The sequence below is a fragment of the Novosphingobium sp. BL-52-GroH genome (assembly GCF_044813085.1).
Taxonomy (GTDB): domain Bacteria; phylum Pseudomonadota; class Alphaproteobacteria; order Sphingomonadales; family Sphingomonadaceae; genus Novosphingobium.
The window spans coordinates 36,203-49,486 of sequence record NZ_CP171151.1; the positions used below are offsets into that span (position 1 = coordinate 36,203).

General features: G+C 66.1%; 11 protein-coding genes. 4 read left to right on the forward strand and 7 right to left on the reverse strand.

What is annotated here, in order from left to right:
* Positions 1-24 precede the first annotated feature (24 nt).
* The 3 genes from ACFFDA_RS10235 to ACFFDA_RS10245 all read left to right on the forward strand — a co-directional run bounded on the left by ACFFDA_RS10235 (position 25) and on the right by ACFFDA_RS10245 (position 1,228).
* On the forward strand, positions 25-429 hold the full coding sequence (locus tag ACFFDA_RS10235; RefSeq protein WP_404479022.1) for a hypothetical protein: 405 nt from the start codon (positions 25-27) through the stop codon (positions 427-429).
* A gap of 119 nt (positions 430-548) precedes the next feature.
* The gene (locus ACFFDA_RS10240) at positions 549-911 is read left to right on the forward strand and encodes a hypothetical protein (RefSeq protein ID WP_404479023.1); all 363 of its coding nucleotides are present in this window, start codon (positions 549-551) and stop codon (positions 909-911) included.
* Between the two features lie 104 nt (positions 912-1,015).
* Entirely contained in the window at positions 1,016-1,228 is a 213-nt protein-coding gene (locus tag ACFFDA_RS10245) for a hypothetical protein (protein ID WP_404479024.1), read from the forward strand.
* Positions 1,229-1,267: 39 nt separating this feature from the next.
* Here ACFFDA_RS10245 and ACFFDA_RS10250 read toward each other — a convergent pair whose 3' ends face one another.
* From ACFFDA_RS10250 to ACFFDA_RS10280, 7 genes are all read right to left on the reverse strand, one after another.
* Positions 1,268-2,479 carry a phospholipase A gene (locus ACFFDA_RS10250; RefSeq protein ID WP_404479233.1) on the reverse strand — a complete coding sequence of 404 codons (1,212 nt, stop codon included), beginning with the start codon at positions 2,477-2,479 and terminating at the stop codon, positions 1,268-1,270.
* 2 nt (positions 2,480-2,481) lie between these two features.
* On the reverse strand, positions 2,482-3,843 hold the full coding sequence (locus ACFFDA_RS10255; RefSeq protein WP_404479025.1) for an NAD(P)/FAD-dependent oxidoreductase: 1,362 nt from the start codon (positions 3,841-3,843) through the stop codon (positions 2,482-2,484).
* On the reverse strand, positions 3,840-4,634 hold the full coding sequence (locus ACFFDA_RS10260) for an SDR family NAD(P)-dependent oxidoreductase (RefSeq protein WP_404479026.1): 795 nt from the start codon (positions 4,632-4,634) through the stop codon (positions 3,840-3,842). The genes ACFFDA_RS10255 and ACFFDA_RS10260 overlap by 4 nt, the downstream gene beginning before the upstream one ends.
* 66 nt (positions 4,635-4,700) lie before the next feature.
* Positions 4,701-6,164, reverse strand: coding sequence for an efflux transporter outer membrane subunit (locus ACFFDA_RS10265; RefSeq protein ID WP_404479027.1), 1,464 nt, complete (start codon positions 6,162-6,164; stop codon positions 4,701-4,703).
* A complete protein-coding gene (locus ACFFDA_RS10270; RefSeq protein WP_404479028.1) occupies positions 6,157-9,246 on the reverse strand; it encodes an efflux RND transporter permease subunit in 3,090 nt (1,029 codons plus the stop codon). The genes ACFFDA_RS10265 and ACFFDA_RS10270 overlap by 8 nt, the downstream gene beginning before the upstream one ends.
* A gap of 13 nt (positions 9,247-9,259) precedes the next feature.
* Positions 9,260-10,339, reverse strand: a complete 1,080-nt coding sequence (locus ACFFDA_RS10275; protein ID WP_404479029.1) for an efflux RND transporter periplasmic adaptor subunit — start codon at positions 10,337-10,339, stop codon at positions 9,260-9,262.
* The gene (locus ACFFDA_RS10280) at positions 10,332-10,754 is read right to left on the reverse strand and encodes a hypothetical protein (protein ID WP_404479030.1); all 423 of its coding nucleotides are present in this window, start codon (positions 10,752-10,754) and stop codon (positions 10,332-10,334) included. Before ACFFDA_RS10280 ends, ACFFDA_RS10275 begins: the two co-directional genes overlap by 8 nt.
* Positions 10,755-11,448: 694 nt before the next feature.
* On the opposite strand from ACFFDA_RS10280, the gene ACFFDA_RS10285 reads away from it, so the two are divergent.
* Positions 11,449-13,284 (forward strand): hypothetical protein, encoded by a 1,836-nt coding sequence (locus tag ACFFDA_RS10285; protein WP_404479031.1) that lies wholly within the window; start codon positions 11,449-11,451, stop codon positions 13,282-13,284.

Sequence of the window (13,284 nt, forward strand, 5' to 3'; positions counted from 1 at the left end):
CCTGCAAATGTGGAGGACACACCCATGTCGATGGACAGCTCCAATTTCCCGTTCGTATGGATTGGCTTCGGGCAGGAGCCCGGCCATGACCCCCAACGCGACTTCGATGAATTTGAAGCCAATCTGGAGCGCGAGGAGCCGTTCGTTCTCCTGAGCGATTCCGCGCCCGCCGAGGGTCATGAGCATACGCAGGAAGAAAAGAAGCGCACCTCGCTCTGGATGAAGAGGCACAAGGCGGCGCTGCGCAGACTGGTCCTGGTGATGATCCTGATCGAGCCGAACGCAGCCAAACGGATCGGATACAAGGCGTTCGCCGTGATCTTCGCCAAATTCTGGGGCTATCCGCTGATGCTCGCCTCATCCCGCGAAGAAGCGATGGACGTCGCGGAAAAGCTGCTGTTGCAGAACCGTAAGCCTGCGACGCCCTGATCGGCTTGGTCGCGCGGTTTTTTGGCAGATTGGCGGGATTGGACAATGTCGAGCCAGCCTCTCGTTACAGGATTCGGGGCGCCAGAGCTATCTCCGACCTGAAATCACGGAGAGCGGGGATGCTCAAAACATCAGTCGATCAGTCCTGGCTTGAGGATGGGGCTGCCTTGTCAGCGCCATGCTCATTGGCCGATGTCGGTTTTACGCGGCTTGAGCATCAGGTGATCCTGCTCTCCCGGCACGATCCTTATCCCGGCATTGAGTCTCGAAGGGAACGCGGTCTTTTCGCGGCCGCTTTCGGCCGGTCAAAACCAAACGCGCTTGCGAGCAGTCGGCTCGAAGCATTGCGGCGCCTCGCCATCTGTCTGAAAGTGCGGCCATCCGCCGCTGCCGATGACATCGAAGCCTTTTTTGCCGTCGGCTTCTCGATCCAGCACCTTGACTTGCTACGCAGGCTGGTCGGCCAGGCCCGCCAGCGTTGAACGACCCGGCGGCCCATGCCATCCGACTCCTGGCTTGCGCGATAGCGATCGGTCTTCTGTGCTGCGGTTGGCGGCTCGCCGCACCGCGTCGCGTTCTGCGGACGATGACCGGCTGGGTCGCCCTGTTTCCGTTTCTGGCATTGCTGTCGCTCTGCCTCGCCATCGTGATCGGGGCCGCCGCCGCGCTATGGGTATTCGGCCTGCTCGGCTTTCTCGCCGGCTTTCTGCGCCCACGGACAGGCGGGCGCGGCTGGATCTGGGGGCCTCGCCGCTTTTCTTCCCGCAGCCGCCACCGTGTCGAGCGTTCCGGTCGGTGAAGCGTCCACACGCTATCGGTAGCGGGCGACCCGCTGCGCCTATCGGACCAGCGCGACGCCGATCCGCAGGCGGGTCATGCGTCGATCATAATCGAGCAGGTTCTCGCCATAGCCGACGAAGCTTTGCCCGAAGAGATAGAAGTCCGGCCCGCCGCCCAGCAGCCGCGCGAGGGGATAGGAGAGGTCGGCGCCGAGCGCGCCCTTGCCGCTGGAGACGTTGAAGCGGGTGGTGGTGGAGAGACGCAGTCCTTCATCCTTCCCGACCTCCATGAACAGGCCGGCATTGCCGCGATAGCGCCGGATGTCGGGATTGTCCGACCTGTCACCGACATAGAGAGACAAGCGCGGGGCGACCGACAGCCGATAGCCATCGCCCAGCGGGATCGCCGCCATCGGCGCAACGTAGATGCTGTTGATGCTTCGCGAGGCAGGGCCATCGCGCCCGTTCGATTCATGCCGGACGCCGGCCTGCCCGCTGATCGAGATGCCACTGGACAGCGTGGCGGACGGCGTGAGGTAGAACAGCTCCGGCTGGAAGTCGATGTTGCGGAACGGGGAGGAATGCGCTCCGAGATCCCAGAACATCCGCTGCGTGAACCCAAAATGGACGCCGTCGCGCCAGCTATCGGGAAGACCATCCGCCTGCCTCGATCCGAACAGTTGGTATTTGAAGCTGATCTGGATGCGCGCGTCGCCGTTCGTTCCTGGCCCATAGACAGCGTAGATCGGCTCATAGGCGGAGAGATTGGCCAGGAAGGCATTGCCGGCGGCGCGATCGGAAGGTGGGGATGCGGCCTCGGGTTCCCGCTTGCCGGCGGGGGCTTGCGGAACCGTCGCGGCCTGCGCGAGCCGCGCCTCGGGACTCGCGGATCGAAGCGTGACGGCGACCTGCTGGGAACTCCACGCCGGGATCGACAGGATCGCGCCGTCCGGCGCGAGGTCAGAAGGGGCACATATGCGATAGCGCGCGCGCAGGAAGCCGCCGGCCGGCACGACCGCGTCCGCCGGTATCTCCGCCGCCCGTTCGAGCCAGACGGTGCGGATGCCGTTGCCGATGCCGAGCCTGGCCTCGATCCGGTCCGGCAGGGGGATCGTCTGTGCGGCGGAACCGCCATTGAGCAGTCTCAGCTCGACGAGGGCGATGCCATCCCGGTCGCGCTGTCCGGCATCGCCGATGACGATCTCGACCGGCGATGTGGCCTGTGCCGGGGTGGCGATCGCGACCGCGATGGCGAACGGGAGCGCACGCATCGTCACGCTGGCGACTCATCGCCGCTATCGTCCTGCCCGTTTGGGACAATGGCGGCCCGCGCAGATGCGCCGGTCAGCAGGCGCGCGCCACGACCATAGGTGAACCAGGCCCAGGACCAGTTGGCATAGACCATCAGGCGGCTGCGAAAATCGACCAGCAGCATGAGGTGCACGAGCGACCAGGCGAGCCAGGCGACGAATCCTGTGAGCTGTAGCCGGCCCAGATGGGCCACGGCGCGGGATCGTCCGATCACCGCCATGGTTCCCAGGTCGCGATAGCGGAAGGGCGGAAGATCGGGGCGCCTCCCGATCCGTGCCTTGAGCAGCCGGCCGACATAGCCGCCCTGCTGCTTGGCGACGGGGGCGAGGCCCGGCAGGGCCCGCTCCTGGCCGTGATCGAAGCTGGCAGTGTCGCCGATCACGAAGATCTCGGGCCGCCCCGGCACCGAGCAGTCGCCATTCACCCTGACCGCGCCGTTTCGCGCGGCCTCGGCGCCGAGCCAGCGGGCGGCGGGCCGCGCCTGGGTGCCGGCGCACCACAGGACGGTTTCCGCATCGATCCTTTCGCCGCCAACCGTGATGCCCTTCGCATCGATGCTGTCGACCGGCATGCCGAGTTTCACCTCGACGCCGAGCGAGGTCAGCGCCTCTCCCGCATAAGTGGAGAGCTTTTCGGGGAATGCGGCGAGAACCCTGGGACCGCCCTCGCACAGGATGATCCGGGCCGAGCGCGGATCGATATGGCGGAAGTCGCGGACGAGTGTCGTCCGGGTGAGTTCGGCGATCGTTCCGGCCAGCTCCACGCCGGTCGGGCCTGCGCCCACCACCACGAAGGTCAGCAGGCGCCGCGCGACAGCCGCGTCGTCGCACTGTTCCGCCTGCTCGAAGGCGCTGAGGAGCATCGCCCGGATGTCGAGCGCGTCGTCGATCGACTTGAGCACCCGTGCATGGCGTGCCCAGTCGTCGTGCCCGAAGAAGCTGTAGCCCGCGCCGGTCGCAAGAACGAGATAGTCATAGGGAAGCTCTCTGCCGTCACTCAGGCGGACGCGGCGACGATCCGCGTCGACGGCCTCGACCTGCGCCATCAGCACGGTGGCATTGTCCTGCCCGCGCAGCAGGACGCGGCTCGCGGTCGCGATGTCGGCCGGCGAGAGCGCCGCTGTCGCTACCTGATAGAGTAGCGGCTGGAACAGATGATGGTTGGTCCGGTCCACAAGCGTGACATCGGCTTCGACGCCCCTGAGCGCGCGCGCCGCCGCCATTCCGCCGAAACCGGCACCGACAATGACGATCGTTGGTCGAGTTCCCGCCGCATTGTCCGAGCCTCCGCGGACCGACGCTGTCTGCCCCTCCATCACGCTCATGCGATCGAGCGCACCACGCCGCCATCGACCCGGAGCGCGGCCCCGGTCGTTGCCGATGCCGGGACGCTGCAGACATAGGCGATCATCGCCGCGACCTCGTCGGGCCTGGCAAAACGCTGGATCACCGAGGACGGCCGCGCCGTCGCGAAGAACTCCCGTTCCACGGTCGCGACATCGACGCCGCGCTCTGCGGCCAGTTCCGCCACAAAACCCCCGACTCCTTCCGAAGCGGTGGGACCAGGCAGCACGCTGTTGACAGTGACGCCGGTGCCGGCGAGCGTTTCAGCCAGCCCGCGCGCCACGGCGAGCTGGGCCGTCTTGGTGACGCCGTAGTGGATCATCTCCGTCGGAATCTGGAGCGCCGATTCGCTCGAGACGAAGACGATCCGCCCCCAGTTGCGCGCGCGCATGCCACCGAGATAATGCCGGGCGAGCCGGACGCCGCTCAGCACATTGGTCTCGAAGAAGCGCAGCCAGTCGTCGTCGGAGATATCCTCGAAGGATTTAGGCTCGAAGATGCCCAGATTGTTGACCAGTATGTCGACGTCCGGAAGCCGAGCAGTCAGCGCCGCGCAACCTTCTGCAGTGCCCAGATCGGCGGCGATCCCGGTGATGGCCGCGCCGGCAACCTCGCGTTTCAGCGCGGCCACCGCGCCATCGACCCGTGCCTGGGTCCGCCCGTTTACCGTGACGCAAGCGCCCTCGCTCGCGAGCAGACGCGCGGTTGCGAGGCCGATGCCGGCGGTCGAGCCCGTCACGAGCGTCCGCTTGCCCTTCAGTCCAAGGTTCATGATGGATCTCCTCTTTTCTACTGCTCGGCTTTGCCGATCTCGATGAAATCGACGGGCGGCGGTTGGTCAGGGCCTGGGTTGTTTTATATCAGCGGCCGCGAGCGCTTTGCCATCCTCCCAGCCCCCGCCCAGCGCCTTGAACAGGCTGACGCGATCGGATGCGACCCGAAGGTTGGCGTCGGCGAGCTTCGCCCTTGCATCGGTGAGGCTGGTCTGCGCGACGATCTGGTCGAGATAGCTGATCGACCCGGCACGGTAGCGGAGGTCGGCAAGCCGAAAGGCGCGCTCCGCCCGGTCCCGTGCTTCAACGAGCGCGGATCGCTCGTCCAACGCGGCGGCATAGGTGGACAGCGCCTGTTCGGTCTCCTTGAGCGCGGTCAGCACGACCCCGTCGAACCCGGCGAGATCCGCCTCGGCGGTGGCGCGCGCCTGCCGGACCCGCGAGCGGGCGACGGCGATGTTGGGGAAGCTCCAGCTTATCAGCGGCCCGAGCGAGAAGGACAGCGCCGGGCCGGTATTCCCCTTGTCGCTGTGCAGGTAATTCGCCGCGCCGCCCAGGCTGATGCGCGGATAGAGGTCGGCGATCGCCACGCCGATCCGCGCGGTGTCGGCCGCGAGCGTGCGTTCCGCCTGCCGGACATCGGGCCGCCGGCGCAGCAGCGCGCCGCCGTCGCCGATCGGGATCGGACGGCGTAGCTCGGGCGCATGCATGCAGCCGGACGCCGCAGCAGGCACTTCAGACGGCGTGCGGCCGATGAGGGCCGCCAGCTCGAACAGCGCGGCGCGGCGCTGGCCCTCGATCGGTGCGATCGCGGCGCGCGCCTGCGCGACCGCCGTGCCGGCGCGTTCGAGGTCGAGGGTGGACGCGGACCCCGCGTGCTGCTGGGCCTCGACGATCCTGTAGCTGTCCTGCGTCAATGAGTGCGACGAACGGGCGACCGCAAGCGATTCCCCGAGCGCGCAGGCTTGCGACCAGGCCCGCGTCGTTTCCGCAACGACCGCCACGCGAACGGCGTCCCGCGCGGCGGCGACCGACGCCGTATCCGCGCGCGCTGCCTCGATCGCGCGGCCGACACGGCCGAACAGATCGACCTCCCACGCGGCGGCAAAGCCCGCCTGCTCGGTCCATTGCTCGTCGCCGCTGCCGAACGAGCCGCCCTGGCTGGTCTGTCCACGGCCCCAGGTCGCGCCGCCGCTTGACGTGGTCGAGGGGTAGCGGCCGGCGCGCGCCTCGGAGAGCAGCGCGCGGGCGCGGCGCAGGTTGGCGTCTGCGACGCGCAGGTCGGTGTTGGCGGCGAGCGCGGCTTCGATCATCGTGTCGAGCGCCGGATCGTCATAGAGCCGCCACCAGTCCGCCGGCAGTTCCGCCGCAGGGGTGACGCCGGGCGCCTGGCTGACGAACGGCCCTGTGGCGGGCGGGACGGTCGCGGATGCGGGCTGCCGATAGTCCGGGCCGGACATGCAGCCGGCAAGCAGGCCGGCGACAAGCAGCGGGGCGAACCGGATGGGCTTGCGGGTCAACTTACGCATCGGCCGTCTCCATCGCGGCGAGGTCGCGCGCCCGGTCGCTCTGCGCCACAGCACGGTGGTTGACGGCCAGGAAGCTGTAGACCGTCGGCAGCACGAACAGGGTGAACAGTGTGCCGACCAGCATGCCGGTGACTACGACGAGGCCGATCGCAGACCGACTGGCCGCGCCCGCGCCGCCCGCGAACAGCAGCGGCACGAGGCCCGCCACCATCGCGGCGGTGGTCATCAGCACCGGCCGCATGCGGACGGCGGCGGCCTTCTCGATCGCCTCGATGCGGCCCAGGCCCTCCTCCTGCTGGATCTGGTTGGCGAACGTCACCATCAGGATGCCGTGCTTGGAGATCAGGCCGATCAGCGTCACCAGCCCGATCTGGGTGTAGATGTTGAGCGTGCCGTAGCCCAGCCACAGCGGCACCAGCGCGCCGCACACCGCCAGCGGCACGGTGACGAGGATAACCAACGGGTCGCGCAGGCTCTCGAACTGCGCGGCGAGGACGAGGAAGATCACGACGAGCGCGAAGCCGAAAGAGACGACGAGCCGGTTGCCCTCCTGCACGAACTGGCGGCTGTCGCTGAGCCAGTCGATGTTCATCCCCGTCGGCAGCGGCTGGGATTCGAGGAAGGCGACCGCCTGGCCCATGGTGACGCCGGGGGCGGGCAAGGCTTCGAGCGTGACCGAGTTCATCTGGTTGAACTGCGTCAACTGGTTCGCCTGGGGGCGCATCTCGATCTTCGTGACAGTCGAAAGCGGGACCAGCGCGCCGGAACGGGTCTTCACGTAGAAGCGGCCAAGATCGTCGGGCGTCACGCGGTCGACGCCCGCGACCTGCGGGATCACGTCATAGGAACGGTCGTGGAAGTTGAAGCGGTTGACGTAATTCTCGCCGACGAGGACCGCGAGCGTGTCGGCGATCGCCTCCATCGTCACGCCCATGTCGTTGGCCTTGCTGCGGTCGACGGTGATGTGCGCGGCCTCGCTGTCGAAGGCAAGGTCGCTGTCGACGAACAGGAACAGCCCGCTCGCCCAGGCCGCCGCCTTGAGCTTCTCGGTCGCGTCATAGAGCGAGCGGACGTCGCCGGCCGACCGCACGACCATCTGGACGGGCAGGCCGCCGCCGCCGCCCGGCAGGGGCGGGAGCTGGAAGGCGGTCACGGTCTCCCCGTCGATCGCCCCGCCGGCGGCCTGCAACACCTGCTGGATGTCGTCGCCGGAGCGCTTCCGCTCCGTCCAGTCCTTGAGGATGACGCCGCCGAAACTGGTATGGGTGCCGCCGCCGCCATCGTTCACATGGATGAAGCTGTTGTCATATTCGGGCAGCGCCTTGAACAGCTTCTGCACCATCGCCGCATAATGGGCGGTGTAGCCGACGCCGGCATATTGCGGCGCGCGGGTCGCGATGATCACGGCGCCCTGGTCCTCGGTCGGCGCCAGCTCGTGCCGCGTGCCGCTGAACAGGATGACGATGCCCGCCAGCACCACCACGCCCACCAGCAACACCGCCGCGCGCGCGGCGAGCGTCTTTGCGAGCAGCCTGCCATAGGCGGCGGTGAGCTGCTCCATCCGGTGCTCGATAGCCTTGGCAAGGCGGGATTCGCTCTGCTTGGAACGCAGCAGCAGCGAACTCATCATCGGCGACAGCGACAGCGCGATCACGCCGGACACCAGGACCGATCCGGCCAGCGTGAAGGCGAACTCGCGGAACAGCGCGCCGGTCAGCCCGCCCATCAGCCCGATCGGCGCATAGACGGCCGCCAGCGTGATGGTCATCGCGATCACTGGCGCGATGATCTCGCGCGCACCGACCATCGCCGCTTTGACGGGCGACAGTCCCTCCTCGATATGGCGGTGGATATTCTCCACCACCACGATCGCATCGTCGACCACGAGGCCGATCGCAAGCACCATCGCCAGCAGGGTCAGGAGGTTGAGCGAGAAGCCGCAGGCCAGCATCAGCGCCGCCGTGCCGACCAGCGAGAGCGGGATCGTGACGACCGGGATGATCACCGCGCGCACCGATCCCAGGAACAGGAAGATGACGATGATGACGATCACGATCGCCTCGATCAGCGAGTGTATCACCTCGTCGATAGAGGCGTTGACGAACTTCGCCACATCATAGTTGGGCGAAATGGTGAGGCCGGGCGGGGCCATCTCGCGCAGCTTGGGCACCATGCCCTGCGCGGCCTTGACGATCTCCAGCGGGTTGCCGTCCGGGCTTTGCTCCAGGGCGAGGAAGACGGCGGGGGTGCCGTCCGCGAAGGAAGCGTTGTCGTAATTCTGGCCGCCCAGTTCCAGCGTCGCGACGTCGCCCAGCCGGACTAGGCCGGCGCCTTCCGCGCCGGTCTTGATGACCATCTGGCGGAAATCGTCGAGGCTGCGGACATCGGTGTCGGCGGTGATGTTGGTGACGGTGAGCTGCCCCTTGAGCTGGCCCGGCGCCGCCTGGACATTGTTCGCCTTGAGCGCGGTGGAGATGTCGCTGGCAGACAGGCCGCGCGCGGCCAGCTTCACCGGGTCGATCCAGATGCGCATCGCCAGCGCCCGGCCGCCGGAGACCTCCGCGAAGGCGACGCCGGGGATGCTGGTGAACATCGGCTGGGCGACGCGGGTGACGAAGTCGGTGATCTGCTGGATCGACAGCGTTTTGCTGTAGAAGGCAACATATTGGGCGGCGGTGCCGCCCTCGCTCGCCTTGGTGATGACCGGGTCGGTCGTGCCCGCCGGGAGCTGGTACTTGACCTGCTGCACCTTGGCGAGCACCTCGGTCATCGCCCGGTCGGCGTCGGCGTTGAGCACCAGCCGGGCCTTGACCGTGCTGCTGCCCTGCTTCGATGTCGAGGTCAGATATTCGATGCCGCTCGCGGTCGCGATCGATTGCGCGATCGGCGTCGTGACGAAGCCCTGCATCACGTCCTGGGTCGCGCCGGGAAAGCTGGTCGACACTGTGATCGTGGCGTTCTCCAGATAAGGATATTGCCGGACCGGCAGCGAGAAGGTCGCGCTGACGCCGACCAGCAGGATGAGCATGCTGACGACGAGCGACAGGATCGGGCGGCGGATGAAAAGGTCGGTGAAGTGCATCTGGCGATCCGATTCAGCGCGGGGTGGAAGCGGACGCGGGCGAAACCCGGACGGTCGCGTCGGGCTGGATGCGGAGCTGCCCCGCCGTCACCACGACATCGCCCGGCTTCAGGCCTTGTTCGACGATGACATCGTTGCCGATCCGCCGGCCGAGCTGCACGGGAACGAACTGCGCCTTGCCTTCGCGCCGCGCATGGGGGCCGCGAACGACCACCGCCGTATCGCCCGACGCCGAGGTCTGGATCGCCGTCGCCGGGACGATGATCGCGGTGCGGCTGGGGAGCAGGACGTGCGCCGTCACATACATGCCCGGCCGCAGCGCATGATCGGGATTGGCGAGCGTCGCCTGGACCGAGACGTTGCGGGTGTCGGCGCCAACAACCGGCTCGATCGCGGTGATCCGGGCGGCAAAGCGGCGGTCCGGCCAAGCGTCGGTGGTCACGGCGACGGAGACGCCGATGCGCAGCTTGCCCAGGTCGCTCTGCGGCAGGGTGAAGTTGACGAACAGGCTGTCGAGCGCGGTCAGCGACGCGAGCGCGTCGCCCGGATTGACATACTGGCCGAGATTGACCTGCCGGATGCCGATCTGGCCCGCGAACGGCGCGCGCACCGCCTTCTGGATCAGGCGCGCCTCGATCTGGCGGACCGCGGCCACGGCCTGGTCAAAGTCCGCCTGGCGTTGCTGGAGCAGTTCGCGCGGCTCGGCGCCCGAGGGTGCAAGCGCCTTCGAGCGCTGGAGCTGGGTACGCGCGAACGCGGCCTTTGCCTGGGCGGCGGCGAGGTCGGCGCGCTCGGGCGCGTCGAACAGCGTCACGATGGGCGTGCCCTGACGGACATGGTCGCCCGCCTCAAATCGTATCGCGGTGACGCGCCCGGCGGTTTCGGCAGACAGAGTAACCTCGCGCATGGCGCGCAGCGACCCCACGGCCTGAAGTTCGTCCGGCACGGCGCGATCGGTGATGACCTGCGCCGCTACGGGGAGCGGCGGCGCTGCGGCGGGCGGCGGCGCGGAATTGAGGGCGGTGCGCCAGGCGAACAGCGCCGCGATCAGCAATGCCAGCGCCCCGGCGGTGATGAGCAGGGTCTTACGCATCGGCCTGCTCCGCCTCGATCACGGCGGCAGCCTCACCGGCCAGCAGGCGTTCGGCGATGGCGACGGCCCGTTCCTCCGAAGCCGCGACGATCATGGGGAAGCCCCAGGCTTTAGCGAACACTGTCGCCTGCGCCTTGGCTACGAAGCGTTTTGCAAGCTGCGACTCGACATAGACCATCGCCCTGACGAGGCGGTGTAGCGGCTCGCGGTGCCGCTTCATCCACAGCGCGAGATATTTGCGGTCTTCGTGGCTGTGCTCGTGCCCGGCGTCAGAACCGCCAAGCCCGACGAGCACGAAGGGACGCGGTTGCGCCAGAAGCGTCTCGAACAGGACGAACCCGGACTCGTCGCCCTCCGCGCCGGTCCGGTTGTAATGCATCCGAACGATCGGAAAAGCGGCGTCTTCAAGCAGCATCGGGTGCGACCTCGTGGGCAAATCAGTTCATGTTCAGCTCCTCAACTAGGGGACCGGCGGGAAATCGGATTGCGAAGCCCCGGCAAATTATCCTTCAATCCTGCCAAAATGCCGGATCGGTCCTGCCATCAAGCGCACTTTGCCCTTATGCCGTTTCGAGTAGCTGTCGCGCATGAGACAGCGGCCATTTGTTGCAAGTTCCGCCATCGCCACAATATCCGGAGACTGGATGTCAGCTTCCGGGCGCGGGAAAGCTGCGGTCAAGCGTCTTGGATGGGCGCGTAGCCGACCGGCAGCTGTTCGAGGGGCGAAGGACCGGTTTCAGTGTCACCGGCCGTTCCAGCGGCTGCACTGGAACGGCCTGAGTTGGTCGTGACCTGTCTGCTAGTTTGAGGCCATCCAAGCCATTCAACTGGGAATTCGAGCCGCCAATGAGCGGACATTCTGCTTATGGCCGGTGCCGGGACATCCATGGCGTTACTGAGCACCCATCTGAACGGCATTTTGAGATGCAAGGAGCCCATATGCGCCAAACGCCGTCGCCAGTTTAACCCGTCGTAAAACACCTGATTCCGTAAACCTATGACGACATACTGGAGCGGCCTTCGCGAGAATCGATCGGGAGATGAGCACTTTTCGTTGATCGTATTGGCCGATTAAGTAGAAGGTGTAAGTCGCGCAAAGGGGGGAATTTTTGTCAATTCACACGACAGCTGCGGCTTGGGTGCGCTTCCTGCGCAATTACGGCCCGATCCCGACCAACGACAATATGTACGACGAGTCGATTCAGAGGGCTTTGAAGCGGCACAAAATTGCGCCGATCACGCTCCCGGCTCCGCTCGTAACGCGGCTAGTCGAGAACTTCCAAGCCGAGGCTCCTGCGTCGCACATCATTACGGGCACGGCGGGCGACGGAAAAACTTATCACTGCCGCGAGGTATGGGTCGCCTTAGGCGGCGATCCGGCAACCTGGAACAAAGGTGCGAAGGTACAGACCCTCGCCGTCGGCAGCCGCACGCTCGTCATCGTCAAGGACATGAGCGAACTGCGCGACGAAGAAAGCGCGCAACTAATCTCCGATTTTGCGCGAGATGTCGCCAATCGGCATTCTTCGACCTTCTACCTCCTTGCCGCTAATCATGGGCAGTTGCTCGAAAAGCTGAAGTCGGCGCCCCACACGGCCGAAATCGAGCGCGTCACCACCGTCGTCGAAGAGCTTCTGGTGACGGGAACCAACCCGGACACCGCCATTTCGGTTGATCTTGACGATCTGAGCCGATCACCCGCTGCCCAGATGATGACCACCATCATCGAAGAGGTAACAAGCCATGATGGCTGGGAGGGTTGCGGAAGCTGCGCGGCCAATATGGGCGATGCCGTATGCCCGATATATGAGAACAGGCGCCGGTTGATGGGCGAGGACGAAGGGGATGCGTTCAAGGGCCGCATCGCTGCGCTTATCGAGCTCAGCGAACGCAATGGGAGTCATTTCCCGGTTCGCCAACTCCTCGCACTGGTCGCCAACAGCATCCTGGGCCATCCCGAAGCGCGGGACGGCTTGATGAGCTGCGCCGAGGTGCCGCGCATCGTGCAGGAGGGCAGGGCCGACCTTGCAAGCATCTACCGGAATATATTTGGCGAAAATTTGCGACCCAGCAAAGCGGAAAAAACAGAGTTGTTCCGCAAGCTCAACACTTTTGGCATCGGCGCCGAAACGAGTAATCGCGTCGACAACCTCCTCGTCTACGGAGCCGACGATCCCGCCTATCGCGGAGATTATGAACGTCTGGTGCTGTCCGACCCGGTCTATGGTGCAACACCAGCCTACTCAGCGGCCCAGCGCGCCTATCTCGAAGGGGCGGATACGACCGATCGCACGGCGTTCCTCGGAAATCTGCGATCCCAGCGACAGCGGCTGTTCTTCACTATGCCCGATGAACTTGCAGCGGACTACGACCTGTGGGATCTAACGGTGTTCCGTTATGCCGGGCTCTATCTCGAGGTTGCGCAGAAGCTGGAGGCCGGCGAGCAGGTGCCGCGCCAGGCGATCACCATGATCGTCCGCGGTCTGAACCGCATTTTCACCGGTATGCTGGTCCAGAACCAGGATGAACTCGTACTCGCGACATCGGGCAGCTACTCGCAGTCGAAGCGCAGCCCCTTGCTCGACGAGTTGATATCGGTGCCCCGCCAGGGCGGCGAGGAGGTGACCGTCATCGGCGATGGCGCGGGCGGTTTTTCCGTTTGTGTGAAGCTCGTCCGAGGGAGCGAGATCCCGCTGGTCAGCCTAGCCCTGTCGCCGACCCGCTTCGAGTTTCTCGGGCGTGTGGCCGAAGGCGCGCTGCCGAGCAGCTTTTCGCTCGAATGCCATGAGGATCTGCTGGCGTTCAAGGCCCGGCTCCTGCGAGAGACCGAGAACCGGCGTAAACTGGATGGCGACGAGATCGCCGATGGAGAATTGATGCTCCGTTTCATCGACCTTGGAAATGACGGCCGGGCGGTTGCGCGCCGTGTGATCGTGCGGGTTTAA

Excerpts from the sequence above, each read along its gene's own strand:
- ACFFDA_RS10235 (WP_404479022.1), top strand. The coding sequence starts at position 25 with ATGTCGATGGACAGCTCCAATTTCCCGTTCGTATGGATTGGCTTCGGG.
- ACFFDA_RS10240 (WP_404479023.1), top strand. The coding sequence starts at position 549 with ATGCTCAAAACATCAGTCGATCAGTCCTGGCTTGAGGATGGGGCTGCC.
- ACFFDA_RS10245 (WP_404479024.1), top strand. The coding sequence starts at position 1,016 with ATGACCGGCTGGGTCGCCCTGTTTCCGTTTCTGGCATTGCTGTCGCTC.
- ACFFDA_RS10250 (WP_404479233.1), bottom strand. The coding sequence starts at position 2,479 with ATGCGTGCGCTCCCGTTCGCCATCGCGGTCGCGATCGCCACCCCGGCA.
- ACFFDA_RS10255 (WP_404479025.1), bottom strand. The coding sequence starts at position 3,843 with ATGAGCGTGATGGAGGGGCAGACAGCGTCGGTCCGCGGAGGCTCGGAC.
- ACFFDA_RS10260 (WP_404479026.1), bottom strand. The coding sequence starts at position 4,634 with ATGAACCTTGGACTGAAGGGCAAGCGGACGCTCGTGACGGGCTCGACC.
- ACFFDA_RS10265 (WP_404479027.1), bottom strand. The coding sequence starts at position 6,164 with ATGCGTAAGTTGACCCGCAAGCCCATCCGGTTCGCCCCGCTGCTTGTC.
- ACFFDA_RS10270 (WP_404479028.1), bottom strand. The coding sequence starts at position 9,246 with ATGCACTTCACCGACCTTTTCATCCGCCGCCCGATCCTGTCGCTCGTC.
- ACFFDA_RS10275 (WP_404479029.1), bottom strand. The coding sequence starts at position 10,339 with ATGCGTAAGACCCTGCTCATCACCGCCGGGGCGCTGGCATTGCTGATC.
- ACFFDA_RS10280 (WP_404479030.1), bottom strand. The coding sequence starts at position 10,754 with ATGCTGCTTGAAGACGCCGCTTTTCCGATCGTTCGGATGCATTACAAC.